Origin of the sequence: Rhizobium sp. WYCCWR10014, from assembly GCF_001657485.1 — a bacterium.
Lineage (GTDB): Bacteria > Pseudomonadota > Alphaproteobacteria > Rhizobiales > Rhizobiaceae > Rhizobium.
In genome coordinates, this window is sequence record NZ_LXFU01000037.1 from 249,812 (window position 1) to 275,901 (window position 26,090).

Genomic DNA, 26,090 nt, shown 5'->3' on the forward strand with positions numbered 1-26,090 from the left:
ATGTCAGGCGTCCAGGCTTTGCTGGAGCAGCCCTTTCAGATAGTCGGCCATGACCCCTTGGCCGGTATCGTCTGCGATGAGGTCGTTACGGACCTCGATCATCACGTTGCGCAAGCCGTTCGAAAGCCCGTGCAGGATCAGCGTGTGGGTCACGCCGTCCTCAGGGCCGTAAGGCTCGTTGCGTTCCGTTCTGTAAAGCGGCGCCTCGGCCGCAACCTCCAGCATGCGGTCGGCGAGCCGGCTGTCCTCATCATGCAATATGCCGAGTTCGACGGCGCGTTCGCGACCGTGATAGATAGGCGTGAAGCTGTGCATCGTCACGATGATGCTGTCCTGCCCCCTCGCCCGGCGATCGCGGATCAGCCCGCGAATGGCGTCGTGGAAAGGCACGTAGAGCGAGTCGGTTCGCGCGAGCCGTTCTTCGGGGCTCAAATCCTTGTTGCCTGGAATGGCGTAGATCTCGCTGGTCTCCGGCATGGCGCCGGGTGAACTGGGCGGCCGGTTGCAGTCGTAGATAAGCCGGGAGAACCGCTGGTAAACGAGCGTCGCGTCAAGCCCTGCCGATAGGATGCGGGCGACCGCCAGCGCGCCCGGGTCCCAGGCAATGTGGCTGGAGAGCGCTTCGTTGGGCAGGCCGAGATCGCCGAAAACGACCGGAAGCGCATTCGAAGCGTGCTCGCAGACCAGAAGCACCGGACTCCGGCCGTGGATGCGCTCGATCCCGACGCAGTCACCGTCCGCTTCACTGAGGATTTTCGGCCGGGCCAGCACCAAAGGCGCCACTCCTTATCCCTTAACAAATTCTTGATGAAGAAAAGAATTCTTCAGGTTTCAACTGGTGTCAAGCATCCACTGAAAATTTCTTTTCATGACAGTGGTTGACATGGATTATGACAGCGTTGTTAACTTTGAGTGGGAAAGTGGCGCCAGACCATCCCGGGGAGCATAGTTACGTGACAGTTGCGTCGAAGACGGTTTCGGACGTCATACACTCGCATTTGGGGGTGTTGACGCGCGCCGAGAAGCAGTTGGCCGAAAGCCTTCTCGACAATTATCCGGTATCCGGCCTCGGCAGCATTACCACGATTGCCGAGAATGCCGGCGTCTCGACGCCGACCGTCGTGCGTATGGTGCAGAAACTCGGCTTCAAGGGTTATCCGGACTTTCAAGCGCATCTGCATCAGGAAGTCGAGGCGACGATCTCGAACCCGATCGCCAAGCACGACCGCTGGGCGCAGAACGCACCAGGCACCCATATTCTCAACCGTTTCGCCGATGCCATCATGGGCAATCTGCGCCAGACGCTGACCGATCTCGACACCGCGACGTTCGACAGCGTTGCCGCGCTGCTGTCCGACCGCAAGCGCGGCCTTTATTTCGTTGGCGGCCGCATCACCGGCGCGCTTGCCGAATATTTCTTCACCCATATGCAGGTGATCCGGCCGGCAACGACGCTGCTATCGTCGAATTCCAGCAGCTGGCCGCAATATGTCCTCAACATGAATGCCGGCGACATCCTGATCATCTTCGACATCCGCCGCTATGAGCAGGAGATGGTGAGCCTTGCGACCGCCGCCCGCAAACGCGGCGCCGAAATCATCGTCTTCACCGACCAGTGGGGTTCGCCGGCCGCCAAGCTCGCCAGGCATGCCTTCCGCGTCCGGATCGAGGCGCCGTCGGCTTGGGATTCCTCCGTCGTCACCCTTTTCATCGTCGAAGCGCTGATCGAGGCCGTTCAGAATTCGACCTGGGACGAGACGAAGGAGCGCATGAAGACACTGGAAGGCCTGTTCGAGCAGACCAGGCTTTTCCGTAAACCGGGTTAGGAGGACAAGACTAAAACAGAAGAAAAACAATGGCGGATTTTTCGCGGAAACAGACGGCGTTGTCGCAAATAAAACATTTGTCGCAACCCCCGCTATTCACAGCAGAATTAACGTCATCGAACTGTCACACAAGCTTCATGTAATCTCATTAACAGCATCGCCAGACACTGAAAACCCGAAGGAGAACAACAGTGATCTCTAACATTTCTCGACTTCTGTCGCTTTCTACTGCGATGATCGTGGCCTCGACCGCGATTGCCTCCGCCGAGCCGAGCGCTGAACTTATCGCCGCCGCCAAAAAAGAAGGCAGCCTGACGACGATCGCTCTGCCGCACAGCTGGTGCGGCTATGGCGACGTTATTGCCGGCTTCAAGGCCAAGTACGGCCTCGAGGTCAACGAACTGAACCCGGACGCAAGTTCGGGCGACGAAATCGAAGCCATCAAGGCCAACAAGGGCAACACCGGCCCGCAGGCTCCTGACGTCATCGACGTCGGCCTCTCTTTCGGCCCGTCCGCCAAGAAAGACGGCCTGATCCAGCCTTATAAGGTCTCCACCTGGGATTCCATTCCTGACAGCGCCAAGGATGCTGAAGGCTATTGGTTTGGCGACTATTACGGCGTTCTCGCGCTCCTGGTGAACAAGGATCTCGTGAAGGAATCGCCGGCTGACTGGGCCGACCTGAAGAAGAGCGATTATGCAAACAGCGTCGCCCTTGCAGGCGATCCGCGCAGCGCCAACCAGGCTGTCCAGGGCGTCTATGCCGCTGGTCTTTCCGCATCCGGCGGCGACGCGGCCAAGGCAGGCGAAGAAGGCCTGAAGTTCTTCGCCGAACTGAACAAGAGCGGCAATTTCGTGCCGGTCGTCGGCAAGGCTGCTCCCTTCGCGCAGGGCTCCACGCCGATCGTCATCGCCTGGGACTACAACGCCCTCTCGTGGGGCGAAGGCCTGAAGGGCAATCCTCCGTTCGAGGTCGTCGTTCCGAAGACCGGCGTCGTTGCCGGCGTCTACGTTCAGGCGATTTCCGCCTTCGCTCCGCACCCGAACGCTGCCAAGCTCTGGATGGAATACCTCTACTCCGACGAAGGTCAGCTCGGCTGGCTGAAGGGCTATTGCCACCCGATCCGCTTCAACGATCTTGCCAAGAACAACAAGATCCCGAAGGAACTGCTCGACAAGCTGCCGCCGGCGGCAGCCTACGAAAAGGCTGTCTTCCCGACGCTGGAAGAGCAGGCCGCCGGCAAGGAAACCATCACCAAGAACTGGGATTCCGTCGTCGGCGCCAACGTTCAGTAAACTTTGATCCTGCCTCCCCGCCGCAAGGCGGGGAGGTTTTCTCACTCCGACGCCCCAGGATGAGCTTTTCCATGAGCACCGTTTCAACGCCGATGGCGAGCAGTGCCCCCTTGATCAACAAAGACCGCGTGATCGACTGGCTGGGCATCGCACCCTTCATTATTTTCTCCCTGCTATTCCTGATCATCCCCACGCTTTATCTCGTGGTGGGCGCGTTCCTAACGCCCGAGGGCGATTTCACGCTGAAGAATATCGGCGATCTTTTTACGCCATCGATCATGAGCGCTTACTGGATCAGTATCCGCGTCTCGGTCGCCTCCGCCCTCGGCGGCGCATTGATCGGGTTTTTCCTTGCCTGGGCCGTCGTGCTCGGCGGCCTGCCCGCCTCCGTACGCTCGACACTGCTGACCTTCTCCGGCGTCGCCTCGAATTTCGCCGGCGTGCCGCTCGCCTTCGCCTTCCTCGCAACGCTCGGCCGCACCGGTCTTGTGACGATCTTCCTGCGCGAATGGTTCGGCTTCAATCTCTACGGCACCGGTTTCAACCTGCTGTCCTTCTTCGGCCTCACCATCACCTATATGTATTTCCAGATCCCACTGATGGTGCTGATCCTGACGCCCGCCCTCGACGGCATGAAGAAGGAATGGCGCGAAGCCTCGCAGATTCTCGGCGCCACCAACCGCCAATACTGGACGATGGTCGCGCTGCCGATCCTCTGGCCGAGCCTGCTCGGCACCACGCTGCTGCTCTTCGCCAATGCCTTCGGCGCCATCGCCACAGCCTTTGCGCTGACCGGCAGCTCGCTGAACATCGTGCCGATCCTGCTTTATGCGCAGATCCGCGGCGACGTTCTGCATAATGCCAACCTCGGTTACGCCATCGCGCTCGGCATGATCGTCATCACCGGCGTCTCCAACGTCCTTTATCTCCTGCTGCGCATGCGCGCCGAACGGTGGCAGAAATGAAAGCTCAACGTCTCGGAGCCTGGATCGCGATCATTCTCGGCGCGTCCTACTTTATCATCCCGCTGATCGGCACAATCGAGTTTTCGCTGCGCATGCGCCGCGGCGAATACAGCTTCGACGCCTATCAATCGGTCTTCTCAGACATTCAGTTCCGCGAGACCTTCGGCTATTCCATGCTGATGGCGCTACTCACCATCGTCTTCGGCATGCTGCTCGTCGTGCCAACGGCCTATTGGGTGCGGCTGCGGCTGCCGCAGATGCGCCCCGTCGTCGAATTCATCACGCTGCTGCCGCTTGTCATTCCGGCAATCGTGATCGTCTTTGGTTACCTCAGGATGTACAATTCGTCGTCCTACCTGCCGCTGACGGGTTCGACGACCGGCACCAACATCCTGCTGGTCTTCTCCTATATCACCCTGTCCCTGCCCTACATGTACCGCGCCGTCGATACCGCCATGCGCGCCATCGATGTCCGCACGCTGACGGAAGCGGCCGAAAGCCTCGGCGCCCGATGGACGACCATCATGTTCAAGTGCATTTTCCCGAACGTCATGAGCGGCGTGCTCTCAGGCGCTTTCATCACGCTCGCAATCGTCATGGGCGAATTCACCTTTGCCGCACTGCTTAACCGTCCGGCCTTCGGTCCCTACCTGCAGCTCGTCGGCGCCAACAAGGCCTATGAGCCTTCGGCGCTCGCCGTCATCGCCTTCTCGATCACCTGGCTCAGCATGGGCCTACTCAACCTCGTTTCCCGCGTCGGCAAAGCCCGCCCGGCAAAGGCTTAAGGTATCTGGTTCATGTCCTTTCTCACACTGACCAACATTCAGAAATCCTTCGGCCCGGTGCAGGTCGTCAAGAACTTCAACATGACGATCGAAAAGGGTGAGTTTATCTCCTTTCTCGGCCCGTCAGGCTGCGGCAAGACGACCGTCCTGCGCATGATCGCCGGCTTCGAAACGCCGACCGGCGGCACGCTGACCATCAATGGCAAGGATCAGAGCTCGCTGAAGCCGAACCAGCGGAATATCGGCATGGTCTTCCAGGCCTACGCGCTGTTCCCCAACATGACCGTGCACGACAATGTCGCCTTCGGCCTCAAGGTCGCCGGCGCGCCGAAGCCTGAGATCGACGCCCGCGTCAAGGAAATGCTCGGCCTGATCAAGCTCGATCATCTGGCCGACCGCTTCCCCTATCAACTATCGGGCGGCCAGCAGCAGCGTGTCGCCCTTGCCCGCGCGCTTGCCGTCAAGCCGCAGGTGCTGTTGCTCGACGAGCCGCTCTCCGCGCTCGACGCCAAGATCCGCGTATCGCTGCGCGAGGAAATCCGCCAGATCCAGCAGCAGCTCGGCATCACCACGGTCTTCGTCACTCATGATCAGGAAGAAGCCCTGTCGATCTCCGACCGCATCGTCGTCATGAATGCCGGCAAGGCCGACCAGATCGGTTCGCCCTTCGAGATCTACAACACGCCGGCGACGCGCTTCGTCGCCTCCTTCGTCGGCACGCTGAACCTCATCGAAGCCACGGTCGTCGATCCCGACACCAACCGCATCCAGATCGGCGATCAGGGTATCACGCTGAAGCAGTCGGTCGCCGCTCACAAGGCTGGCGAAACCATCTCGCTGGCGCTGCGTCCGGAAGCTGGCTCGCTCTCCGACAGCGTCAAGAGCGACACGGCGCTGACCGGTCAGGTCGTTTCGGCGCACTTCCTGGGATCAGTCATCCGCACCCGCATGAATGTTGGCGGCAACGTCATCTCCTTCGACATGTTCAACAGCCCGGGCACCACCCCGCCGCAGGCCGGCGAAACGGTAACCCTGCGCTTCATGGCAGCCGACCTGCTGATCATCCGCGACTGATTTCGACAATACTGCTGAGGCAAAAGGCGCCGCGAAACGGCGCCTTTTTCATTTCAGCTCGTCCGACCCGTCAGCAATCGTGATGCAGCCATCACCACAAGGCACTTGAACTCTCAGAGGTCGGTGCCAGAAGTTAAGCAAGCAACAGAGCCGGGTAGCCCTCCGCCTGGCATTTTAAGAAAATGGGATATGTCAATGATTACCTGCCACCTGCGTTATGTGATCGATCCGTACAAGCTTGCCGAATTCGAGGAATATGCCCGGCTCTGGATTCCGATCGTCAACAGGATGGGTGGCATCCATCACGGTTATTTCCTGCCGTCCGAAGGCGCCAACAATATTGCCGTTGCCTTGTTTTCTTTCCCGAGCCTTGCCGCCTACGAGGATTATCGCACACGCATGGCAAGCGATCCGGAATGTCAGGCGGCTTTCGATCTCGACAAACGCAACCGCAGTATCGTCAGCTATGAACGCAGCTTCATGCGGCCTGTGCTCGGCTGATCAACCCGCGCACGCAGACTGGACATGAAAAAGCCCCGCACACTGGCGGGGCTTTTGCATTCTGTCATCCGCTCAGCGGATCGCCTGGTCATCCACATCGAAGCGGTGCACATGCGCCTGGTCCGGGGTCGCATAGACGATCTCGTCCGGCTCATACTGGTGCTCGCCGAAAAGACGCGCCGTCAACAGGCCGCATTGATCAGATTCCAGATAGATGATCGTGTCGGCGCCGAGATGCTCGACATGCACGACCTTCGCAGCCCAAGTCCCCTGTTCGCGCGACAACGTCAGGTGTTCGGGACGCACGCCGATCGTCTTGGCGCTGTGATCGCCGACCTTCTCGGCCGCGATAAAATTCATCTGCGGCGAGCCGATGAAGCCGGCAACGAAGACATTGGCCGGTCGTTTGTAGAGTTCCATCGGCGAACCGATCTGCTCGATCGCCCCGGCATTCAAGACGACGATCTTGTCGGCAAGCGTCATCGCCTCGACCTGGTCGTGGGTGACATAGATCATCGTCGCCTTCAGGCTGCGGTGCAGCCGGGCAATTTCGAGGCGGGTCTGGACGCGTAGCGCCGCATCGAGGTTCGACAGCGGTTCGTCGAACAGGAAGAGCTCCGGTTCGCGCACGATGGCACGGCCGATGGCGACGCGCTGGCGTTGGCCGCCGGAGAGCTCGGCCGGCCGCCGCGCCAGATAGGGTTCCAGCGAGAGCATGCCGGATGCCTTGCCGACACGCTTGTCGATCTCGTCCTTGGCGGTGCCGGCCTGCTTGAGACCGAGCCCCATATTGTCCTTGACCGTCAGATGCGGATAAAGCGCGTAGGATTGGAACACCATGGCGATGCCGCGCTTGGCCGGCGGCGTCAGCGTCTCATCGCGGCCATTGATGATGACGGCGCCTGACGTGACATCTTCGAGGCCAGCGATGCTGCGCAGCAGCGTCGACTTCCCACAGCCCGACGGCCCGACGAAGATGACGAATTCGCCGTCCTTGACCTCGAGGTCGATGCCTTTCAGCACTTCATGCGTGCCATAGGTCTTGCGGATGGATTTGAGTTGAAGCGATCCCACGGGTCTTTCCTTATAATCTGACCGGCTGGCCGGTGCGCACGCTCTCGTCGGCGGCAAGGCAGATGCGCAGCGATGCCACCGCATCCGCCATATGGCGGTCGAGGTCCAGATCCTCGCGGATCGCCCTCAGCATGAAGGCCTGTTCCAGGTCGCAGAGCGCCTGATGACCCGGCTCGCCTTCCATTGTCATGTCCTGGTCAGGCCGGATGAACTTGCCGTCCGGGCCGGTTTCGGCCGTGTGCAAGCGGATCACCGAGGTCTTTGTGTGCGTATCGATATCGTCGGACTTGGCGTTCGGATCCATGACGATCGACACCGCGCCTTTTGGCGACATCACATCCTTCACGAAGAAGGCGGTCTCCGAGATCATCGGCCCCCAGCCGGCCTCGTACCAGCCGACCGAACCATCCTCAAACAGCACCTGCAGGTGACCGTAATTATACATGTCGGCGGCGATCTCTTCCGACATGCGCAGCCCCATGCCACGCACCTCGACGGCCTTGGCGTCGGTGATCTGGCACATGACGTCGACATAATGCACGCCGCAATCGACGATCGGCGACGTCGTGCGCATCAGCGACTTGTGCGTCGCCCAGGTCGGGCCGCTGGACTGCTGATTGAGGTTCATGCGGAAGACATAAGGCGGACCGAGCTTGCGCGCCTCCTCGATCAGCTTCATCCAGGAGGGGTGATGGCGCAGGATGTAACCGATCACCAGCTTGCGCCCCGCCTTCCTGGCGGCCGCGACGACGCGCTCGGCGTCTGCGACGGTGGTTGCCAGCGGCTTTTCCACGAAAACATCGCAGCCCGCCTCGAAGGCGGCGACCGCATAATCGGCATGGCTGTCGGAATAGGTGTTGATCGAGCAGAGGTCCGGCTTCAGCTCGGCCAGCGCCGTAGTGAAATCGGGATGGATCGTGTAGCCCTGCAGCTCGGCCGCCAGCTCCGGCGTCGAGCGGTTGACGAGACCGACGATCTCGAAGCCGGGATTGTTGTGATAGGCGAGCGCATGGCTGCGGCCCATATTGCCGAGGCCGGCAACGAGGACGCGGATCGGTTTTTCGGTCACTTGACGGCTCCTGACGTGATGCCGCGGATCAGCTGCCGCGAGAAGATGACGTAGAGGACGAGGATCGGCAGGATCGCCAGTGACAGCGCCGCCAGCACCGCATTCCAATTGGTGACGAACTGGCCGATGAAGATCTGCGAGCCGAGCGTCACCGTCTTGGTGGCCTCGGAGGGTGCGAGGATTAGCGGGAACCAGAGATCGTTCCAGATCGGGATCATCGTGAATACCGCGACCGTTGCCATCGCCGGGCGCACCAGCGGCAGCACCAGGCGGAAGAAGATCGCATATTCGGAAAGCCCGTCGATGCGCCCGGCATTCTTCAGATCGTCCGAAACCGTGCGCATGAATTCCGACAGGATGAAGATCGCCAGAGGTATGCCCTGCGCGGTATAGACGAGGATCAGCGCCGTCAGCGTATTGACGAGGCCGGCCGCCACCATGCCCTGCAGGATCGCCACCGTGCCGAGACGGATCGGGATCATGATGCCGATCGCCATGTAGAGCCCGAGCAGCATATTGCCGCGGAAACGGTACTCGGAAAGCGCAAAGGCGGCCATGGCGCCGAAGAGCAACACCAGCAGGATCGAGACGATCGTGATGATGAAGCTGTTCTGGAAATAGGTGGCGAAATCGCCCTGCCCGAGCACCGTCTGATAGCCGACCAGACTGAAGGTCGATGGTGTCGGGATCATCAGCGGCTCGCGGAAGATCGAAGCACGATCCTTGAACGAGTTGATGATGGTCAGAAACACCGGAAACAGCGCGACCAGCGTATAGGCGCTCAGCGCCAGGTGCACGAGGCCGGTGCGGATGGGAGATGTGCGTGCCTTGGACATGCGCGCTCCTCAGAACTGGTAGCGACGCATGCGCCGCTGGATGACGAAGAGATAAAGCGAGACGCCGGCGAGGATGATGAGGAACATCACCGTGGCGATCGTCGCGCCCATCGAGCGGTCGCCGAGCTGCAGCTGGAAACCGAAGAAGGTGCGGTAAAGCAGCGTGCCGAGAATGTCGGTCGACATATCAGGCCCGGCGAGCGCCCCCTGCACGGTATAGATCAGATCGAAGGCGTTGAAATTGCCGACGAAGGTCAGGATCGAGATGATGCCGATCGCCGGCAGGATGAGCGGCAGCTTGATTTTCCAGAATTGCGCCCAGCCGGTGATGCCGTCGCATTCGGCCGCCTCGATCACTTCCTCCGGAATGCTCAGAAGGGCCGCATAGATCAGCATCATCGGAATGCCGATATATTGCCAGTTGGAGATCAGCGATACCGCAATCAGCGCCGGGCCGGACTGCCCCAGCCAGGGCGCGAACAGGAATTTCAAACCAATGAGATCGAGCATCCATGGGGCGACACCCCAGATCGGCGAAAGGATCAGCTTCCAGATGAAGCCGACGATGACGAAGGATAAGAGCGTCGGCAGGAACATCGCCGTGCGGTAAAAGGCGACGCCGCGCAGCTTCGGCACCGAAAGCAGGGCGGCAAGCGCCACGCCGATCGGGTTCTGCACGCACATGTGGATGGCAAAGAAGATCAGGTTGTTGACCAGCGCATTCCAGAAATCGCGCGCCCAGCGCGGATCGCCGAACAGCACCTTGAAATTTGCCAGTCCAACGAAGGCCGGCTGTCCGTCGACCGTATTGTAAAGCGAAAGCCTGAGCGTTTCGATGAGCGGCAGCACCATGACGGCGGAATAGACGATCAGGGCCGGCAGCATGAAGACGAAGATGTGCCAGCGCACCGGGCGCTTGATCGGGACGATATCGACCGTGTTGTCGGTTTCGCTCATGGCTTTTGCCTGTTCTTGTCGACTGGCCACAAGGCGTAGCGCAGATGGAAAACATTGCGCCTCACCCCTACCCTCTCTCCGGCTGCGAGGAGAAGGAACTGCCCTGCCTTGATGCCATGTCGGGCTGGGAGGTCGCTGCGAGTCTCCTTCTCCCTGAAGCGGGGAGAAGTTGGCCGGCTGGCCGAATGAGGGGCGGCCGACGCCGCCCCTCGATCACATCACTTGGCCGGCTTGAACCAGCTGTCGAGGCCCCTCTGGAGCTTTTCGGCAGCAACCGCAGGCGTATCCGTGCCGTTGATCACATTGGCCGATTCGACCCAGGTCTCGTTTTCGAGGTTCGGCGTGCCGCGCGACAGAATCTGATAAGTCGAGCGCACCGTCGACTTGTACGGGCCGCGCCAGGAAACGAATTCCTGAGCGAGCGGATCGGACATCTTGACCGGGTTGGAGTTCAGGCTGAAGAAGCCCGGCAGCGCGTTGGCGTAGATATCGGCGAACTCCGGCGAAGCCACCCAGCTGAGGAACTTCTTGGCTTCCTCGGCATGTGTGCTCTTCGCGTTCAGGGCGACACCGATATCCGGATGGTCGGAGATGTAGCCCGTGTCGCCGGCCTTCGGAACCGGCGGCGGGAAGGCGCCCATCTTGAACTGTGCCTGGCTGTTGAACAGCGAGATTTCCCACGAGCCGGCCGGATAGATCGCGGCGCGACCGAGCGTGAACAGGTTCTGGCTGTCGGAGTAGGTCTGGGCTTCGAAGCCGTCGCCGAGATAGGGCTTCCACTTGGCAAGCTCTTCATAGGGCTTGACCCAGTCTGCATCCGTCAGCTTCTGCTTGCCGGCGATCAGAGCGGCGCGGCCGTCCTCACCCTTCCAGTAGTTCGGGCCGATATTCTGGTAGCCCATGGTAGCGGCTTCCCAGAGGTCCTTCGTGCCCATGGCGAGCGGAATGTAGGTGCCGTCGGCCTTAATCTTGTCGAGCGCTGCGTAGAACTCGTCCTGGGTCTTCGGCACCGAAATGCCGAGCTTGTCGAAGGCATCCTTGTTGTAGATGAAGCCGTGGATGACGGAAGCCATCGGCACGCAGAAGGTCGACTTGCCGTCGTCGGTGCTCCAGGCAGCCTTGGCGACCGGCGAGAAGTTCTCCATGCCAGGCAGGCTGGTGATATCGACGAGCTGCTTCTTGTTGAAGAGTTCGAGCGAGGCGTCGAACGGACGGCAGGTGATGATATCGCCTGCGGAGCCGGCATCGAGCTTGGCGTTCAGCGAGGCGTTGTATTCGGTCGGCGCGGTCGGCGAGAAGACGATCTTGATGCCCGGGTTCTTGGCTTCGAAAGCCGGGATGATCTTTTCCTGCCAGATCTGCAGGTCGTCGTTACGCCAGCTTTCGACCGTCAGGGTGACGTCGGCGGCGTGGACGAAACCCGCTGAACTCAGCAGACTGGAGGCAAGCAGCAGGCTTTTCAGAGCAGTGTTTTTCATTTCCCTCTCCTGTTTTAAGCGCCGCGAGGCGCTGTTTTCGATCTGAAACAAGCAATTGCGTGTTTGAGGCAACACCCAACGCCCCTTGGAGGACCGCCAGCAATGCCGGTCCCGAAAGCTCGACGGACACGAAGGCGGATCGCCCGCGGCCGGACTGCGCGCCTTCCCGGCGGCTGCACGGGGGGCGGCGAAATGATGGGAAAAGCCGATGGATGCCCGAATTCGCCACCAGCTTGATGGGCCGGGGGTCGTTCTCTCGATCATCCTCGAAGCGGTTCCGGCTTGGTTTAACTGCCGGTTTTCGTGGGCTTCGAAGTGCTGTTCCCTTTTGCCGAATTAATGCCAAAAAAATACCAATTGTCCAGCCGAATTTAACTTTTCGGTCGGAGAAAATTCATTAAAAAATTTAATATAGTAAAATCAACAAGATAAAAAGATTGATTTTCCCCCTCATTCCCACTTGGTAAATGGTATTTTTTTGGTATTGTATTAAAAAACATGGGGAACGGCATATTCGGAGGCCCGATGACGGAGCTTGCAATCGGCATAGACGGCGGCGGAACGAGCTGCCGAGCCGCGGTCGCGGACAGGAACGGCAATATCATCGGCCGCGGCAAATCAGGCCCTGCCAACATCCTGTCGGATCTCGAAAACTCGCGTCTTAATATCGTTGAATCCGCCCGGCAGGCGCTGCGCGATGCCGGGCTTGCTGCCGAAACCATTTCCTCCGTCGCAGCCGTCGTCGGCGTCGCCGGCGCCAATGTCGGGGATTACGGCAGGCGAATCGAAACGGCCCTGCCCTTCGCCGAAGGCCGCGTCGTCACCGATGCGCTGATCGCCCTGCAGGGTGCACTCGGCGATGCCGACGGCGTCGTTGGCGCCTTTGGCACTGGTTCGGTCTATAATGCCCGCAAGGACGGCCGGATGAACGGCATCGGCGGCTGGGGCTTCGTTGTCGGCGACCAGGCAAGCGGCGCTCGCCTCGGCCGCGATCTCCTCGAACGATCGCTGCTCGCCCATGACAGAGTGCGCCCGGCATCGCCGATCACCGAAGCGATCATGGCCGAATACGGCAATGATCCCGAGCGCATCGTCGAATTCGCCCATACGGCAAGACCGAAGGATTTTGCCCGCTACGCGCCGATCGTCTTCGAACATGCGGCCGGAGGCGATGCGGTGGCGGTCGGCATCGTCACGGATGCGGCAACGGCAATCGGCGAAAGTCTCGAAGCGCTGCTCTGGCCCGAATGCCCGTCGATCTGCCTGCTCGGCGGTCTCGCCGAAGCCTATGAACCCTGGCTTTCCGAACGCCACAAGCCCCTGCTTGCCAGACCGAAGGGCGATGCCCTGCAGGGCGCGGTGGAACTTGCGGTGAAGCTCCTGAACAACAGGCAGAGAGGTGCGGCATGAGCGACGACCTCGCGACCATCCTGTCCCTGGAGCGCCTGCAGGCAGCCGGCACCGGCCCGCTCTACGTCAAGCTGCGCCGCATGCTCGAAGAGGCCGTGCGCACCGGCACGCTCGGCCACGGCGATGCGCTGCCGCCGGAACGCGACATCGCCGAATTCGCCGCCGTCAGCCGCGTCACCGTGCGCAAGGCGATCGACGATCTTGTCGCCGACGGCCTGCTGGTGCGCCGCCACGGTTCCGGCACCTTCGTAGCCAAACCGGTCTCCAAGGTCGAGCAACGCCTGTCGCAGCTCACCTCCTTCACTGAGGATATGGCGCGCCGCGGCATGTCCTCCCGCTCCGAATGGCTGCACAAGGGCATCCACACGCCCTCGCCCGACGAGATGATGATTCTTGGCCTCGGCACCGACGTCAAGGTTTCCCGCCTTTCCCGCCTGCGCATTGCCGACGACCAGCCACTGGCGATCGAAAATGCCAGCGTTTCCGGCGAATTCCTGCCCGATCCCTCAGCCGTCACCAATTCACTCTATGCTGAACTCGAACGCCTCCAGGTCCGCCCGGTGCGCGCGGTGCAGCGCATCTCCGCGACCAATATGAAGGAAGCCGACGCCCAGCTTCTCGGCGTCTCCGTCGGTGCGGCCGGCCTGTCGATCGAGCGTATCTCCTATCTCGGCTCCGGCCGCGCGGTGGAATTCACCCGCTCGCTCTATCGCGGCGACGCCTATGATTTCGTCGCGGAACTGACGATCGCGGTGACTTGAATCGCAAAGCCGACATCATCGGCTCAAAAAACGTAATCTTCTTGATTTTCAAAAGCATGAAGCCGGAAAGTGAATCACTTTCCGGCTTCATCGTTTCTTGAATCACTTTATCAGCGGACGACGCCAAACGGCTGACTACGCCGCATCCTCGATCTCGGTTTCGGTCTTGCGCGGCACGTAGTTCAGCACCGGTCCGAGCCAGCGCTCGACTTCGGAAACCTGCATGCCCTTGCGGGCCGCATAGTCTTCCACCTGATCGCGTTCCACCTTGGCGACGCCGAAATAATAGGAGCCGGGATGGCCGATATAGAGGCCGGAGACCGAGGAGCCCGGCCACATCGCATAGCTTTCCGTCAGCTTCACGCCGGCCGCCTTTTCAGCATCCAGCAGCTTGAACAGCGTTGCCTTTTCGGTGTGGTCAGGCTGGGCGGGATAACCGGGCGCCGGGCGAATGCCGGCATAGGCTTCGGTGATGAGATCCTCCTTGCTGAGCGTCTCGTCCTTGGCATAGCCCCAGTATTCGCGTCGCACCTGCTCATGCATGCGCTCGGCAAAAGCTTCGGCGAAGCGGTCGGCCAGCGCCTTGACGAGGATCGAGGAATAATCGTCGTTCGCCCGCTCGAAACGTTCGGCGATGGCGATTTCCTCGATACCAGCAGTCACCACGAACCCGCCGACATAATCCTGAACACCGCTCGAAACCGGCGCCACGAAATCGGAAAGCGCCACGTTCGGCCGCCCGTCCCGCTTCGAAAGCTGCTGGCGCAGCGTGTAGAAAGTCTCAAGCTCGTGCTTCCGGCTCTCGTCCGTGAACAGCCGGATATCGTCGCCGACGGCGCCGGCCGGCCAGAAGCCGATGACGGCGCGCGGGCGGAACCACTTCTCGTCGATGATCTTCTTCAGCATCGCCTGCGCATCGGCCCAGAGCGCGCGGGCTGCCTCGCCCTGCTTCTCGTCTTCGAGAATGGCAGGATAACGGCCGCGCAATTCCCAGGTCTGGAAGAACGGCGTCCAGTCGATGTATTTGGCAAGCTCGGCCAGATCGTAATCCTCGAACACCCGCGTGCCGAAGAATTGCGGCTTCACCGGCTGGTGGGCAGACCAGTCGATCTTGTGGGCATTCTCGCGAGCCCGGGGCAACGGCAGGCGCACCTTTTCGGCCTCGCTGCGCGCATGGGCGGCCGCCACCTTGGCATATTCGGCTCTTATATCATCGACATAGCTCTGCCGCGTTTCCGGCGAAAGCAGTGCGGAGACGACGCCGACGGCGCGGCTCGCATCGGTGACGTAGACCGTCTGCCCCTTGTTGTAGCCCGGATGGATCTTCACGGCCGTATGCACGCGGCTGGTCGTCGCCCCGCCGATCAACAGCGGGATCTCGAAGCCCTGGCGTTCCATCTCGGCTGCAACATGCACCATCTCGTCGAGCGACGGTGTGATCAAGCCGGAGAGGCCGATGACGTCGACCTTCTCAGCAATGGCCGTCTCGAGAATCTTCGTCGCCGGCACCATGACGCCGAGGTCGACGATCTCGTAATTGTTGCAGGCAAGCACGACGCCGACGATGTTCTTGCCGATATCGTGCACGTCGCCCTTGACCGTCGCCATCAGGATTTTGCCGGCCGTCTTGCGCTGATCGCCGCCGTTGAGGCGCTTTTCCTCTTCCATGTAGGGCAGCAGCACGGCAACCGCCTGTTTCATCACGCGCGCCGACTTCACCACCTGCGGCAGGAACATCTTGCCCGAGCCGAACAGATCGCCGACGACGTTCATGCCGGCCATCAGCGGCCCTTCGATGACGTGCAGCGGCCGCGCCGCCTGCAGGCGCGCCTCTTCGGTATCGGCCTCGATATATTCGGTGATGCCGTTGACCAGCGCATGCTCGAGACGTTTCTCGACGCTCCATTCGCGCCAGGAAAGATCCTGGACCCGGCCTTCGCGTGCAGCGCCGCCACGGAAACGCTCGGCCACTTCGAGCAGCCGCTCGGTGCCGTCAGGACGGCGGTTCAGCACCACGTCCTCGCAGGCTTCGCGCAGCTCGGGATCGATATTGTCGTAGACGGCAAGCTGGCCGGCATTGACGATGCCCATGTCCATGCCCGCCTGGATGGCGTGGTAGAGGAACACGGCGTGCATCGCTTCGCGCACCGGCTCATTGCCGCGGAAAGAGAAGGACAGGTTGGAGACACCGCCCGAAATATGCACGAGTGGCATGCGCTCGCGGATCGTCCGCGTCGCTTCGATGAAGTCGACGCCGTAATTATTGTGCTCTTCGATGCCGGTCGCGACCGCGAAGATGTTCGGGTCGAAGATGATGTCCTCGGGCGGGTAGCCGATCTTCTCGGTCAGCAGCTTGTAGGCCCGCGTGCAGATATCCACCTTGCGCTCGTAGCTGTCCGCTTGCCCCGTCTCGTCGAAGGCCATGACGACGACGGCGGCACCATAATTGTGCAGCAGCCGCGCCTGGGCAAGGAAGTTCTCCTCGCCTTCCTTCAGCGAGATCGAGTTGACGATCGGCTTGCCCTGGACGCGCTTCAGGCCGGATTCGATGATCGAGAACTTCGACGAGTCGATCATCACAGGCACACGGGCGATGTCAGGCTCGGCGGCGATCAGGTTAAGGAACTCGACCATCGCCTTTTCGGAATCGATCAGGCCTTCGTCCATGTTGATGTCGATCACCTGGGCGCCGTTCTCGACCTGGTCGCGGGCGACATCGAGCGCTGCGGTGAAATCGCCGTTGGTGATCAGTTTGCGGAAGCGGGCCGAGCCGGTGACGTTGGTGCGCTCGCCGACATTGACGAAGGGAATGTCCTTGGTCAGTTCGAAGGGTTCGAGACCCGACAGCGACATGAAAGGGCGATGCTCGGGGATCGGCCGCGGCTTGTATTTCGCGACGGTCTCGGCGATCGCCTTGATATGTTCAGGCGTCGAGCCGCAGCAGCCGCCGACGATATTGACGAGGCCTTCGCGGGCGAAGCCGTCGATCTGCGCCGCCATCAGCTCCGGCGTTTCGTCATACTGGCCGAACTCGTTCGGCAGGCCGGCATTCGGATAGGCGCAGATGAAGGTGTCGGCGACACCCGATAGCTCCTGCAGATGTGGGCGCATCGCATTGGCGCCGAGCGCGCAGTTGAGCCCGATCGTGAAGGGATTGGCATGGCGCACGGAATTCCAGAAGGCCGATGGCGTCTGGCCGGACAGCGTGCGGCCGGAAAGATCGGTGATCGTGCCCGAGATCATCACCGGCAGGCGCACGCCCTTGGCCTCGAAGCGCTCCTCGCAGGCGAAGATCGCAGCCTTGGCGTTCAACGTGTCGAAGATCGTCTCGATGAGGATGATGTCGGCGCCGCCGTCGATCAGCCCGTCGATCTGCTCGCCATAGGCGGAACGCAGATCGTCGAAGGTGACGGCGCGGAAACCCGGATTGTTGACGTCAGGCGAGATCGAGGCGGTGCGGTTGGTCGGGCCGATGGCGCCGGCGACGAAACGGCGGCGGCCGTCCTCGCGCTCGGCGCGCTGTGCTGCCCGGCGCACGATTTCGGCACCTTCCTTGTTGAGATCATAGACTGCACCTTCCATCTCGTAATCGGCCTGCGCGATGCGGGTCGAGGAGAAGGTGTTGGTCTCGAGAATATCGGCGCCGGCCTTGGCGTATCTGTAATGGATCTCTTCGATCGCGTCCGGCTGGGTCAGGATCAGAAGGTCGTTATTGCCCTTCTGGTGACAGGCGCAGCCGATGAAGCGCGTTCCGCGGAACTGGTCTTCGTCATAGCCGAGCCCCTGGATTTGTGTGCCCATGGCGCCGTCGAGAACAAGGATGCGCTCGCTCGCCGCTTGTCTCAAAGCTGCGAACACTTCACTGCCGTCACGTTTGCCCGTTTCCGGACCAAAGAGATTGTCAAACACGGGAGGGCTCCTTGACGTCATAAGACCAGACTTCCAAATCACATAAAGATATCTTTATGTCAATATATGCCTGTCGATTTCGTGCTTTGCAAATCTACAGCGCCGCGCGTCTCTTAAGACGCGCAAAGGACGCTGTAGCAGTTTGAATCTTCGCATCGTGCTTTCCGAAAATCGATCCCGATTTTCGGGCCGATGCGATAGCCGGATGACAGACTCGCACGACGCCTATATAGGCGTTTACAACGCTTTGTGCACGAAATCGGAGGAGCATCATGGCACCCGCAACCGGCAACGCCGTGCTTGGAAACTGGACGACCCGCGCCTATCATCGCGACTGGCTGCTGACCCAGGCGAACGGTCTGTTCGATTTCTTCCAGCACAATTCGGTCAACCCCAAGGGCGGCTTCTACGATCTCGACGACGAAGGCGGGCCTCTTGACGCCGAGGGCCAGGTTCGCGGCATCCATATCGCCGCGCGCGCCGTGCATTGCTTCTCGATCGGCGCCCTGCTCGGTCGTCCCGGCGCTGCCGATGTCGTCGACCACGGCATGGACTATATCTGGAACCATCATCGCGACCGAAAAAACGGCGGCTATTTCTGGTCGCTCAACAATGACGGTCCCGTCGATTCCAACAAGCAGGGCTACGGCCATGCTTTTGTGCTGCTCGCCGCCTCAGCCGCAAAGACGATCGACCATCCGCTTGCCGACGGCATGCTTGATGATATCACCGAGATCCTCAACACGAAGTTTTGGGAAGCGAAGCACGGTGCGATCGCCGAGGAATTCACCGCCGACTGGCAGCCGCTCGATGGCGGCGCCTATCGCGGCCAGAACTCCAATATGCATCTGACCGAAGCGCTGATGGCGGCCTTCGAAGCCACCGGCGACCGGGACTATCTGACCAAGGCCGAAAGCATCGCCGAACTCGTCATCCACCGCGTCGCCGGTTCGGTCGACTGGCGCGTCGCCGAGCATTTCGACGCCGAATGGAATCTCGACAAGACGTATTATCATCCGAACGAAATGTTCCGCCCGGCCGGCACGACGCCCGGCCACTGGCTGGAATGGGCCCGCCTCATCCTGCAGCTCTGGGCGCTCGGCGGCAAACGCATTGAATGGATGCCGGACGCGGCCAAGGCGCTCTTTGCGCAATCCATGGCGCTCGGCTGGGACAACGACAAGGGCGGCTTCTTCTATACGCTCGATTGGGACGACAAGCCCGCCAAGCGCAACAAGCTCTGGTGGCCGGCTTGCGAAGGTGCGGCCGCTGCACATTTCCTCAACGAGCACCTGCCGAGCGATTTCCATGAAGAGAGCTACCGCAAGATCTGGAACGTGATCGAACGCGCCTTCATCGACCACAAGAACGGCGGCTGGCACGAGGAGCTGACGGAGGATCTCGTTCCCTCGCACTCGCTCTTCCCCGGCAAGGGCGATATCTATCACGCCCTGCAGGCATGCCTCATCCCGCTCTTCCCGGCAACGGGCAGCCTGACAAAGGGCATCACTGAGGCCGGCGGCAAGCTCTGAGGCGAAAGCCCCAGCAGCGCGGTACCGATTAGTTGCGGCAGGACGTCGGCAGACCAGAGATACCGAGTCCTGTCAACGCGCCTGCGCCAGATCTAGACCGATATAGTATTGCAGATGGATATTGTGCTCGCGGTTCACCGCCTGAATCAGCCGCTCCACGTCTCCAATCGGCGAATGCAAAATCTCCAACAAGAGCGCACGAAAATCCGCTTGCGATATCTCCCCGGCCATGCCGGTGATCGTGCGCTGAAGCTTGGTGTGAAGAACCCAATGCAGGACCGCCCGGCGATAGGCGTCATCGAGCAGCACAGCCAGATCGCCAGCCTCGATCTCATATTCGAAAGACAGGCTGACATGGCCGGAATCGACAGGAAGCGAATAGATCAGCCTCCCCTCGACATCGTCGACATGCGGCTCGTAGCCATCACCCATGCGGCGCTTGCCGGAAATTGCAGCCATCTCAGGCGAGCCGCAGCGTATCCAGATCTTTGGCGAGCATCAGCGCCAGCGCCTCGACCGCGAGATTGTGGTCGTCACGCTGCGGCAGTCCTGAGACGGTGACGGCGCCGATGCAGCCGGTACCCTTGACGTTGATCGGGAAACTGCCGCCATGCGGCGCATAGTCGGCGCCGGAAAGCCCATTATCCTCGACCGTCTTGCCGTCCTTCTGCAGCTTCAGGCCGGAGGCATAGCTGCTGCGGAAATAACGCAGCACCATGTTGCGCTTGCGGCGGACCCAGTTGACATTGTCGGGCGTCACGCCCGGGAGGGCCGCATAGAAAACGGGCATCGAATGCAAAGTCACGTCGATCGCGATGCCGAGGCCGCGCTCGGTGGCGAGTTCCTGCAGGAGCTTGCCGAGCTGCCATGCCGTCGTCAGGTCGAAGGCGTCAAAGCTCAACACTTTCTCCTGCTCCGCGATCCGGCCGAGATCGTCCTCGATTGTCATGGGTAAAGCGCTCCTCTGCGGCGATGATCCGTGCAGACCATTTGCGCGGGAGCCGAAAAAGTAAAGCAAAAACTTGGGCATATCCCTGGAGCAGTTCCAGCAAATGTGCGCAGCGGTTTTACGTCCGGAATTGCGCGAAGACAAAGAAATAGGGCATTTTCGTCACTCGAAGAAACGGAAATGCTCTATGTCAGAGTTTCGGCGTCAGCATCTCGAAACGGTCGCGGATGGTGGCGCAGGTATCGCCGCCAAGCCTCGCAATGGCATCGACCGCGGCCGGATCGACGTGCAGCCTCTCCGGATCGACCACCCCGTCGTCACCAGGGCGATCGGGCGCGGGATGATGGTGCCGATCATCAGCTTGTAGCGTTCGCGCTCGGTGAGCTGTTTGAAATCGAAGGAAACGGATATCGGTTCAGCCGACCTTCATAACCGGCGAAAAACCGCTCATCGCCCCGGTGAAGGGCTTTGGCAGCGGCGAGGCGTAGGAGCCGCGCTTGCTGGTGGAAAGCCCGAGCGACACCAGGGCTTCGGCCTGCTTGACGGCGGCGGCGACGCCATCGACGACAGGCACGCCGTAGATCTCCTGCAGCTCACGCGCCAGATCGGTCATGCCGGCACAGCCGAGTACGATCGCCTCGGCGCCGTCTTCTGAAAGAGCCCGCTCGATCTCGGCCCTCAGCTTGCCGATCGCGCCCGAGGCCTGATCTTCCAGCTCGAGCACCGGGATGTCGGAAGCGCGCACCTTGGCGCGGTCGCCCATGCCGTAGCGGCGCACCAGATTGTCGATCAGCACCCGCGATCGCTCCAGCGTCGTCACTACGGTGAAGCGCTGCGCCAGAAAGCCCGCCGTCACCACGGCGGATTCGCAAAGCCCGAGGATCGGCACATCGGCAAAGGTTCGCGCCGCTTCGAGCCCGGTATCGTCGAAGCAAGCGATCACAGCCGCGTCATAGCCCGCCGGCTGCCGGTCTCTGAGTTCGGCGAGGAGACCGGGGATCGCCAGCGCGCCGTCGTAATGTCCCTCGATGGAAACCGGCCCCATGCGCGAGGTGGCCGCGATTATCTCCGTGCCTGACGCTGCGACCGCACGCGCGGCGGTCGCGGCCTTCTCGGTCATGGAGGCCGTGGTGTTCGGATTGACGATGAGGATGCGCATGTCAGTTTATCTTTGCCTGCCGCCGGCTGAGCATCGTCATGATGCCGAGTGCGACGAGGATGATGGTGAAGGAAAACAGCGTCGTCACCGTACCGAGCGCATAGAGCACCGGCGTCGTGACGTTGGTGGTCATGCCGTAGATTTCGAGCGGCAGCGTGTTGTAGGTGCCTGATGTCATCAGCGTGCGGGCGAACTCGTCGTAGGAGAGCGTGAAGCCGAACAGGCCGACGCCGACGAGGCTCGGCGCGATCATCGGCAGCACGACATGGCGGAAGGTCTGCCAGGAGCTGGCGCCAAGGTCGCGCGCCGCCTCTTCATAGGCCGGCGAAAAGCGGTTGAAGACGGCAAACATGATCAGCACGCCGAAGGGCAGCGTCCAGGTCAGATGCGCACCGAAGGCCGACGAATACCAGGCGGGCTTCAGCCCTCCCTCCTGGAAGACGACGCCGATGCCGAGCGAGATGATGATCGACGGCACGACGAGGCTGGCGACCGTGGCATAGAACAGCGCCGTCGAACCTGGGAAACGGCGCCGGAATGCAAGGCCGGCGAGCAGCGACACGACGACGGTCACCACCATCACCATCAGCCCGAGGGTGAAGGAGCGGCGGAACGAGGCGCCGAAATCGCCGACCGCCTGCTTCTCGAACAGATTGAAGAACCAGTGCGTGGAAACGCCGTTCATCGGGAAAGTCAGGCCGCCATCCGGCCCCTGGAAGGAGAGGATCAGGATCGCCGAGAGCGGGCCGTAGAGGAACAGCACGAAGATGATGAAGAAGAGCGCCAGCATGTAGAATTCCAGGCCGCGTTTTTCGTGGTTCATCTCAAAGCTCCTTGCGGATATCGACGACGCGCAGGATGGCCGCGACCATCAGCAGCACCACGGCAAGCAGCACCACGGCATTGGCGGCAGCGGCCGGATATTGCAGCAGCGACATCTGGTTCTTCATCATCAGCGCCACCGAAGCGCTCTGGCCGCCGGACATCACCTGCACCGTCGAAAAGTCAGCCATGACGAGCGTGACGACGAAGATCGTGCCGATCGCCATGCCGGGTTTGGCGAGCGGGATGACGACATTCCAAAGCACCTGCCAGCCCGACGCGCCGGCATCGCGCGCCGCCTCGAACAGCGACCGGTCGATACGCATCAGCGTATTGAAGATCGGCGTCACCATGAACAGCGTATAGAGATGCACCATGGCGAGCACGACGGCGAAATCGGAATAGAGCAGCCATTCGATCGGCTGCGGGATGATGCCCATCTTGATCAGCGTCGAATTGACCAGGCCGTTGCGCCCGAGCACCGGGATCCACGAGATCATGCGGATGATGTTCGAGGTCATGAACGGCACGGTGCAGACAAGGAAGAGGATCATCTGCGTCGACGTCTTGCGGATGTGGAAGGCCAGGAAATAGGCGACCCAGAAACCGATGACGAGCGTCAGCGCCCAGACGATCGCGGTGAATTTCAGCGTGTTGAGATAGATCTTCCACGTCACCCACGAACCGAGCGTGTCGGTGTAGTTCATCGTCAGGAAATCGGGATAGAGACCGGCAAAGTCGTAGTCCCAGAAGCTCACGACCGCGATCATGGCGATCGGCAGCAGGAAGAACAAGCCGAGAATGACGAACAGCGGCGTCGCCTGGAGATAGGAGATCGCCGATGGGGAAAGCTTCAGTCCGCGCCCGCCGCGCGCGCCTTGGCCGTCCTCCTCCGTTTCCGCTGCGATGGTCGCCATATCCGGTTCTCCGTTCTCATTAAGTCAGGTGGGACGAGAGTGCGCGTAGCCCCCTCATCCGCCTGCCGGCACCTTCTCCCCGCTGGGGAGAAGAGAATCGCGGCAACGTCTCCGCCGCCGCAAACCTTGCCCTCTTTTTAGCTGCCGAGCGGCAAGCTCCCCCTTCTCCCCAGCGGGGAGAAGATGCCCGAAGGGCAGATGAGGGGGCGGAGCGAAGCGACGTCTTAAGCGTTAGCGAAAGACAGTGGCTCTCCGCCCTCTCTCCGCAGATCAGGCTGCGATAAACTCGTTCCAGCGGCGGACCATGTAGCGGTCTTCGTCCATGACGGAGTTCCAGCAGGCGACCGCACCCATGCGGGCTTCGAAGGAGCCGCCGTCGCGTACCGCACCGGCCTTCTCCATGACCTTGCCCTCGGGCGACATGATGTCGCCGGTTGCAGCCTTGCCCTCGATCCAGTAGCCCCATTCGTCGGCCGACATGAATTCCTTGGCGGTGTCCATGCAGGCGGAATAGTAGCCCTGGCGGTTGAGATAGCCGCCGACCCAGCCCGACGTGTACCAGTTGATATATTCATAGGCGGCATCGAGCTGCGCCCCCTTGAGGTGAGAGGCAAGGCCGAGGCCGCCGCCCCATGCGCGATAACCTTCCTTGAGCGGCTGGTACTTGCAGGCGATGCCCTTCGAACGGACGGCGGCAACGGCCGGCGACCACATGGACTGGATGACGACTTCGCCCGACGCCATCAGGTTCACCGACTCGTCGAAGCTCTTCCAGAAGGCGCGGAACTGGCCGTCGCCCTTGGCCTTGATCAGGAATTCGATCGTCTTGTCGATCTCTTCCTTCGTCATGTTGCCCTTGTCGGCATATTTGATGTTGCCCATGGCTTCCATGATCATCGCTGCATCCATGATGCCGATCGACGGAATGTTGAGGATCGAGGTCTTGCCCTTGAACTTCGGATCCATGATGTCGGCCCAGCTGGTGATGTCGCGGCCTACGAGATCGGGGCGGATGCCGAGCGTATCGGCGTTGTAGATGGTCGGAACCATCGTCATCCACTGCGTCGGCTCCTTGGCGAACTTCTTGGAGTCCTGCGCTTCGACGAAACCGACCGTGTGCGGCGCCGTGCCCTGGGCGATGACGCTCTCCGGCTTCAGCTTGCCGTTGATGAACAGCGGTACGATCTTGTCGTAATATTTCAGCTTCTTGACGTCCATCGGCTGCATGACGCCGGTCGGGAACACCTTCTTGGCGATCCAGTATTCGATGTCGGCAATGTCGTAGCTGTCAGGCTGGGTGACGGCGCGCTGGGCGGCGGCGTCGGAATCGGTTGCCGTCATCTCCAGCGTGATGCCGAGATCGGCCTTGCACTTCTCGGCGATGGCATTGATGTTCGAAACGCCGGTGCCGAACTGGCGAAGCGTGATGTTCGTCTGCGCCCAGATGGTGGGAAAGCCGGTGATGGCGCCGGAGCCGGCGATGGCGCCGACGGCGGCAGCACCCGTCTTCAGCAGCGTGCGGCGGGAAAGCCCCTTCTCCGCCTTGGTCGATGTCGTTTCAGTCGTCATGTCAGTTCCCCTTTTCTTGGATAGAAGGTTCAGTGTTCTTGATGGTGATGGCTCACGCGGAAAAGCGGCCGAGAAGCACGGCATCTTCGAGCGCCCAGCTGAGCGAGACGGTGTCGCCAACGGCGACCGGCCGGGCGAAGTAGTCGCCGTCGTCGGCAATGACGGTGAAATCGTCGCTGCCCGCACCGATAACGGTGATCTTCACGGAAGAGCCGCGATATTCGATGTTGGAGACGATGCCGTCGAAGCCGAGCGTCCATTCGGTCGCCACCTGCAGGCGGACGCGGTCGGTGCGGATGCCAATGTCGACCGGCTCGCCGACTTCCCTGCCCGTCCCGCGCACGGAAAAGCTCTGCCCCTCCGGCACGGTCATGACGAGCACGCCGTTCTCGCTCGATGTCACCCGGCCGGACAGAACATTGTGGTCGCCCATGAAGCGCGCGACGAAGGCAGTCGCCGGCCGCTCGAAGACCTCGCGCGGAGCCGCCGCCTGTTCGATCCGGCCGTCATTCATGATGACGATGACGTCGGCGAGCGCCATCGCCTCTTCCTGGCTGTGGGTGACGTGCACGAAGGTGATGCCGAGCGACTTCTGCAACTTCTTGAGTTCGGCGCGCATGCGGATCTTCAGGAAAGGATCGAGCGCCGAAAGCGGCTCGTCAAGCAGCAGCGCTTCCGGATCGGTGATCAGCGCGCGCGCCAGCGCCACGCGCTGCTGCTGGCCGCCGGAAAGCTGGGCCGGACGCCTGACGGCATAGGCCTCCATCTGCATCAGCTTCAGCATCTCGAGCGCCTTGGCCCGCCGTTCCTGCCTGTCGACGCCCTTCATCTTCAGGCTGAAGGCGACGTTGTCGATCAAATCGAGATGCGGGAAGAGCGCATAGGACTGGAACATCATCGCCGTGCCGCGCCTGGCCGGCGGAAAATCGGTGACGACGACATTGCCGAGCCTGATGTCGCCCGACGAGATGCTCTCATGGCCGGCGATCATCCGCAGCGTCGAAGTCTTGCCGCAGCCCGACGGGCCGAGGAAGCAGCAATAGGAACCGGCCGGGATCTTCAGGCTGATCGCATGGACCGCCGTCGTTGCGCCATAGACCTTCGAAACGGATACTATATCGATCTCTGCCGCTTTCGACATCATGCCTTCCCCTGTTTGGAAAAGACGATGCATCTGCCGTGCCAAACTCCGTTGCTCACAG

At 61.2% G+C, this 26,090-nt stretch carries 23 protein-coding genes and 1 pseudogene; 9 read left to right on the plus strand and 15 right to left on the minus strand.

Going from position 1 to position 26,090, the window contains the following annotated elements:
- Positions 1–3: 3 nt before the first annotated feature.
- Entirely contained in the window at positions 4–774 is a 771-nt protein-coding gene (locus A6U98_RS18020) for an N-formylglutamate amidohydrolase (RefSeq protein ID WP_064651838.1), read from the minus strand.
- Between the two features lie 179 nt (positions 775–953).
- On the opposite strand from A6U98_RS18020, the gene A6U98_RS18025 reads away from it, so the two are divergent.
- The 6 genes from A6U98_RS18025 (at position 954) to A6U98_RS18050 (ending at position 6,446) form a co-directional block, all read left to right on the plus strand.
- A complete protein-coding gene (locus tag A6U98_RS18025; protein WP_017961343.1) occupies positions 954–1,826 on the plus strand; it encodes a MurR/RpiR family transcriptional regulator in 873 nt (290 codons plus the stop codon).
- A gap of 191 nt (positions 1,827–2,017) precedes the next feature.
- A complete protein-coding gene (locus A6U98_RS18030; protein ID WP_064651839.1) occupies positions 2,018–3,121 on the plus strand; it encodes an ABC transporter substrate-binding protein in 1,104 nt (367 codons plus the stop codon).
- Between the two features lie 71 nt (positions 3,122–3,192).
- Positions 3,193–4,086, plus strand: a complete 894-nt coding sequence (locus A6U98_RS18035; RefSeq protein ID WP_064652265.1) for an ABC transporter permease subunit — start codon at positions 3,193–3,195, stop codon at positions 4,084–4,086.
- Positions 4,083–4,871 carry an ABC transporter permease gene (locus A6U98_RS18040; RefSeq protein ID WP_064651840.1) on the plus strand — a complete coding sequence of 263 codons (789 nt, stop codon included), beginning with the start codon at positions 4,083–4,085 and terminating at the stop codon, positions 4,869–4,871. Before A6U98_RS18035 ends, A6U98_RS18040 begins: the two co-directional genes overlap by 4 nt.
- A 12-nt stretch (positions 4,872–4,883) precedes the next feature.
- Positions 4,884–5,945, plus strand: coding sequence for an ABC transporter ATP-binding protein (locus tag A6U98_RS18045; RefSeq protein ID WP_064651841.1), 1,062 nt, complete (start codon positions 4,884–4,886; stop codon positions 5,943–5,945).
- Between the two features lie 195 nt (positions 5,946–6,140).
- Positions 6,141–6,446 carry an NIPSNAP family protein gene (locus tag A6U98_RS18050; protein WP_064651842.1) on the plus strand — a complete coding sequence of 102 codons (306 nt, stop codon included), beginning with the start codon at positions 6,141–6,143 and terminating at the stop codon, positions 6,444–6,446.
- A 72-nt stretch (positions 6,447–6,518) separates the two neighbouring features.
- Here the strand turns inward: A6U98_RS18050 and A6U98_RS18055 are convergent, their stop codons facing one another.
- The 5 genes from A6U98_RS18055 to A6U98_RS18075 all read right to left on the minus strand — a co-directional run bounded on the left by A6U98_RS18055 (position 6,519) and on the right by A6U98_RS18075 (position 11,860).
- On the minus strand, positions 6,519–7,520 hold the full coding sequence (locus tag A6U98_RS18055; RefSeq protein ID WP_064651843.1) for an ABC transporter ATP-binding protein: 1,002 nt from the start codon (positions 7,518–7,520) through the stop codon (positions 6,519–6,521).
- Positions 7,521–7,530: 10 nt separating this feature from the next.
- On the minus strand, positions 7,531–8,589 hold the full coding sequence (locus tag A6U98_RS18060; RefSeq protein WP_082933928.1) for a Gfo/Idh/MocA family oxidoreductase: 1,059 nt from the start codon (positions 8,587–8,589) through the stop codon (positions 7,531–7,533).
- Positions 8,586–9,425: a carbohydrate ABC transporter permease gene (locus A6U98_RS18065; RefSeq protein WP_064651844.1), complete on the minus strand. Its 840-nt coding sequence runs from the start codon at positions 9,423–9,425 to the stop codon at positions 8,586–8,588. Before A6U98_RS18065 ends, A6U98_RS18060 begins: the two co-directional genes overlap by 4 nt.
- Before the next feature lie 9 nt (positions 9,426–9,434).
- On the minus strand, positions 9,435–10,382 hold the full coding sequence (locus A6U98_RS18070) for a sugar ABC transporter permease (RefSeq protein ID WP_064651845.1): 948 nt from the start codon (positions 10,380–10,382) through the stop codon (positions 9,435–9,437).
- A gap of 218 nt (positions 10,383–10,600) precedes the next feature.
- Complete coding sequence (locus tag A6U98_RS18075; protein ID WP_064651846.1) at positions 10,601–11,860, minus strand: ABC transporter substrate-binding protein; 1,260 nt, start codon at positions 11,858–11,860, stop codon at positions 10,601–10,603.
- Positions 11,861–12,385: 525 nt separating this feature from the next.
- On the opposite strand from A6U98_RS18075, the gene A6U98_RS18080 reads away from it, so the two are divergent.
- Positions 12,386–13,270 (plus strand): N-acetylglucosamine kinase, encoded by an 885-nt coding sequence (locus A6U98_RS18080; RefSeq protein WP_064651847.1) that lies wholly within the window; start codon positions 12,386–12,388, stop codon positions 13,268–13,270.
- Positions 13,267–14,031 carry a GntR family transcriptional regulator gene (locus A6U98_RS18085; RefSeq protein ID WP_018242914.1) on the plus strand — a complete coding sequence of 255 codons (765 nt, stop codon included), beginning with the start codon at positions 13,267–13,269 and terminating at the stop codon, positions 14,029–14,031. Before A6U98_RS18080 ends, A6U98_RS18085 begins: the two co-directional genes overlap by 4 nt.
- Before the next feature lie 135 nt (positions 14,032–14,166).
- On the opposite strand, the gene metH is transcribed toward A6U98_RS18085, so the two are convergent.
- Entirely contained in the window at positions 14,167–17,940 is a 3,774-nt protein-coding gene (gene metH / locus A6U98_RS18090) for a methionine synthase (RefSeq protein ID WP_064651848.1), read from the minus strand.
- A gap of 272 nt (positions 17,941–18,212) precedes the next feature.
- On the opposite strand from metH, the gene A6U98_RS18095 reads away from it, so the two are divergent.
- The gene (locus A6U98_RS18095) at positions 18,213–19,472 is read left to right on the plus strand and encodes an AGE family epimerase/isomerase (protein ID WP_064651849.1); all 1,260 of its coding nucleotides are present in this window, start codon (positions 18,213–18,215) and stop codon (positions 19,470–19,472) included.
- A gap of 72 nt (positions 19,473–19,544) precedes the next feature.
- Here the strand turns inward: A6U98_RS18095 and A6U98_RS18100 are convergent, their stop codons facing one another.
- The 8 genes and pseudogenes from A6U98_RS18100 to A6U98_RS18135 form a co-directional block, all read right to left on the minus strand.
- Positions 19,545–19,931 (minus strand): hypothetical protein, encoded by a 387-nt coding sequence (locus A6U98_RS18100; protein WP_064651850.1) that lies wholly within the window; start codon positions 19,929–19,931, stop codon positions 19,545–19,547.
- A gap of 1 nt (position 19,932) precedes the next feature.
- Positions 19,933–20,421, minus strand: coding sequence for a heme-degrading domain-containing protein (locus tag A6U98_RS18105; RefSeq protein ID WP_064651851.1), 489 nt, complete (start codon positions 20,419–20,421; stop codon positions 19,933–19,935).
- A 312-nt stretch (positions 20,422–20,733) separates the two neighbouring features.
- Positions 20,734–20,832 (minus strand): annotated as a pseudogene (locus A6U98_RS38130) (flavin reductase family protein); the annotation flags it as partial.
- A gap of 4 nt (positions 20,833–20,836) precedes the next feature.
- Positions 20,837–21,580, minus strand: a complete 744-nt coding sequence (locus A6U98_RS18115; protein ID WP_064651853.1) for an aspartate/glutamate racemase family protein — start codon at positions 21,578–21,580, stop codon at positions 20,837–20,839.
- A 1-nt stretch (position 21,581) separates the two neighbouring features.
- Entirely contained in the window at positions 21,582–22,403 is an 822-nt protein-coding gene (locus A6U98_RS18120) for an ABC transporter permease (RefSeq protein WP_064651854.1), read from the minus strand.
- Between the two features lies 1 nt (position 22,404).
- Positions 22,405–23,319, minus strand: a complete 915-nt coding sequence (locus A6U98_RS18125) for an ABC transporter permease (protein WP_027664196.1) — start codon at positions 23,317–23,319, stop codon at positions 22,405–22,407.
- Between the two features lie 270 nt (positions 23,320–23,589).
- Entirely contained in the window at positions 23,590–24,888 is a 1,299-nt protein-coding gene (locus A6U98_RS18130; protein WP_064651855.1) for a PotD/PotF family extracellular solute-binding protein, read from the minus strand.
- Between the two features lie 52 nt (positions 24,889–24,940).
- Positions 24,941–26,029, minus strand: coding sequence for an ABC transporter ATP-binding protein (locus tag A6U98_RS18135; RefSeq protein ID WP_064651856.1), 1,089 nt, complete (start codon positions 26,027–26,029; stop codon positions 24,941–24,943).
- Positions 26,030–26,090: the final 61 nt, after the last annotated feature.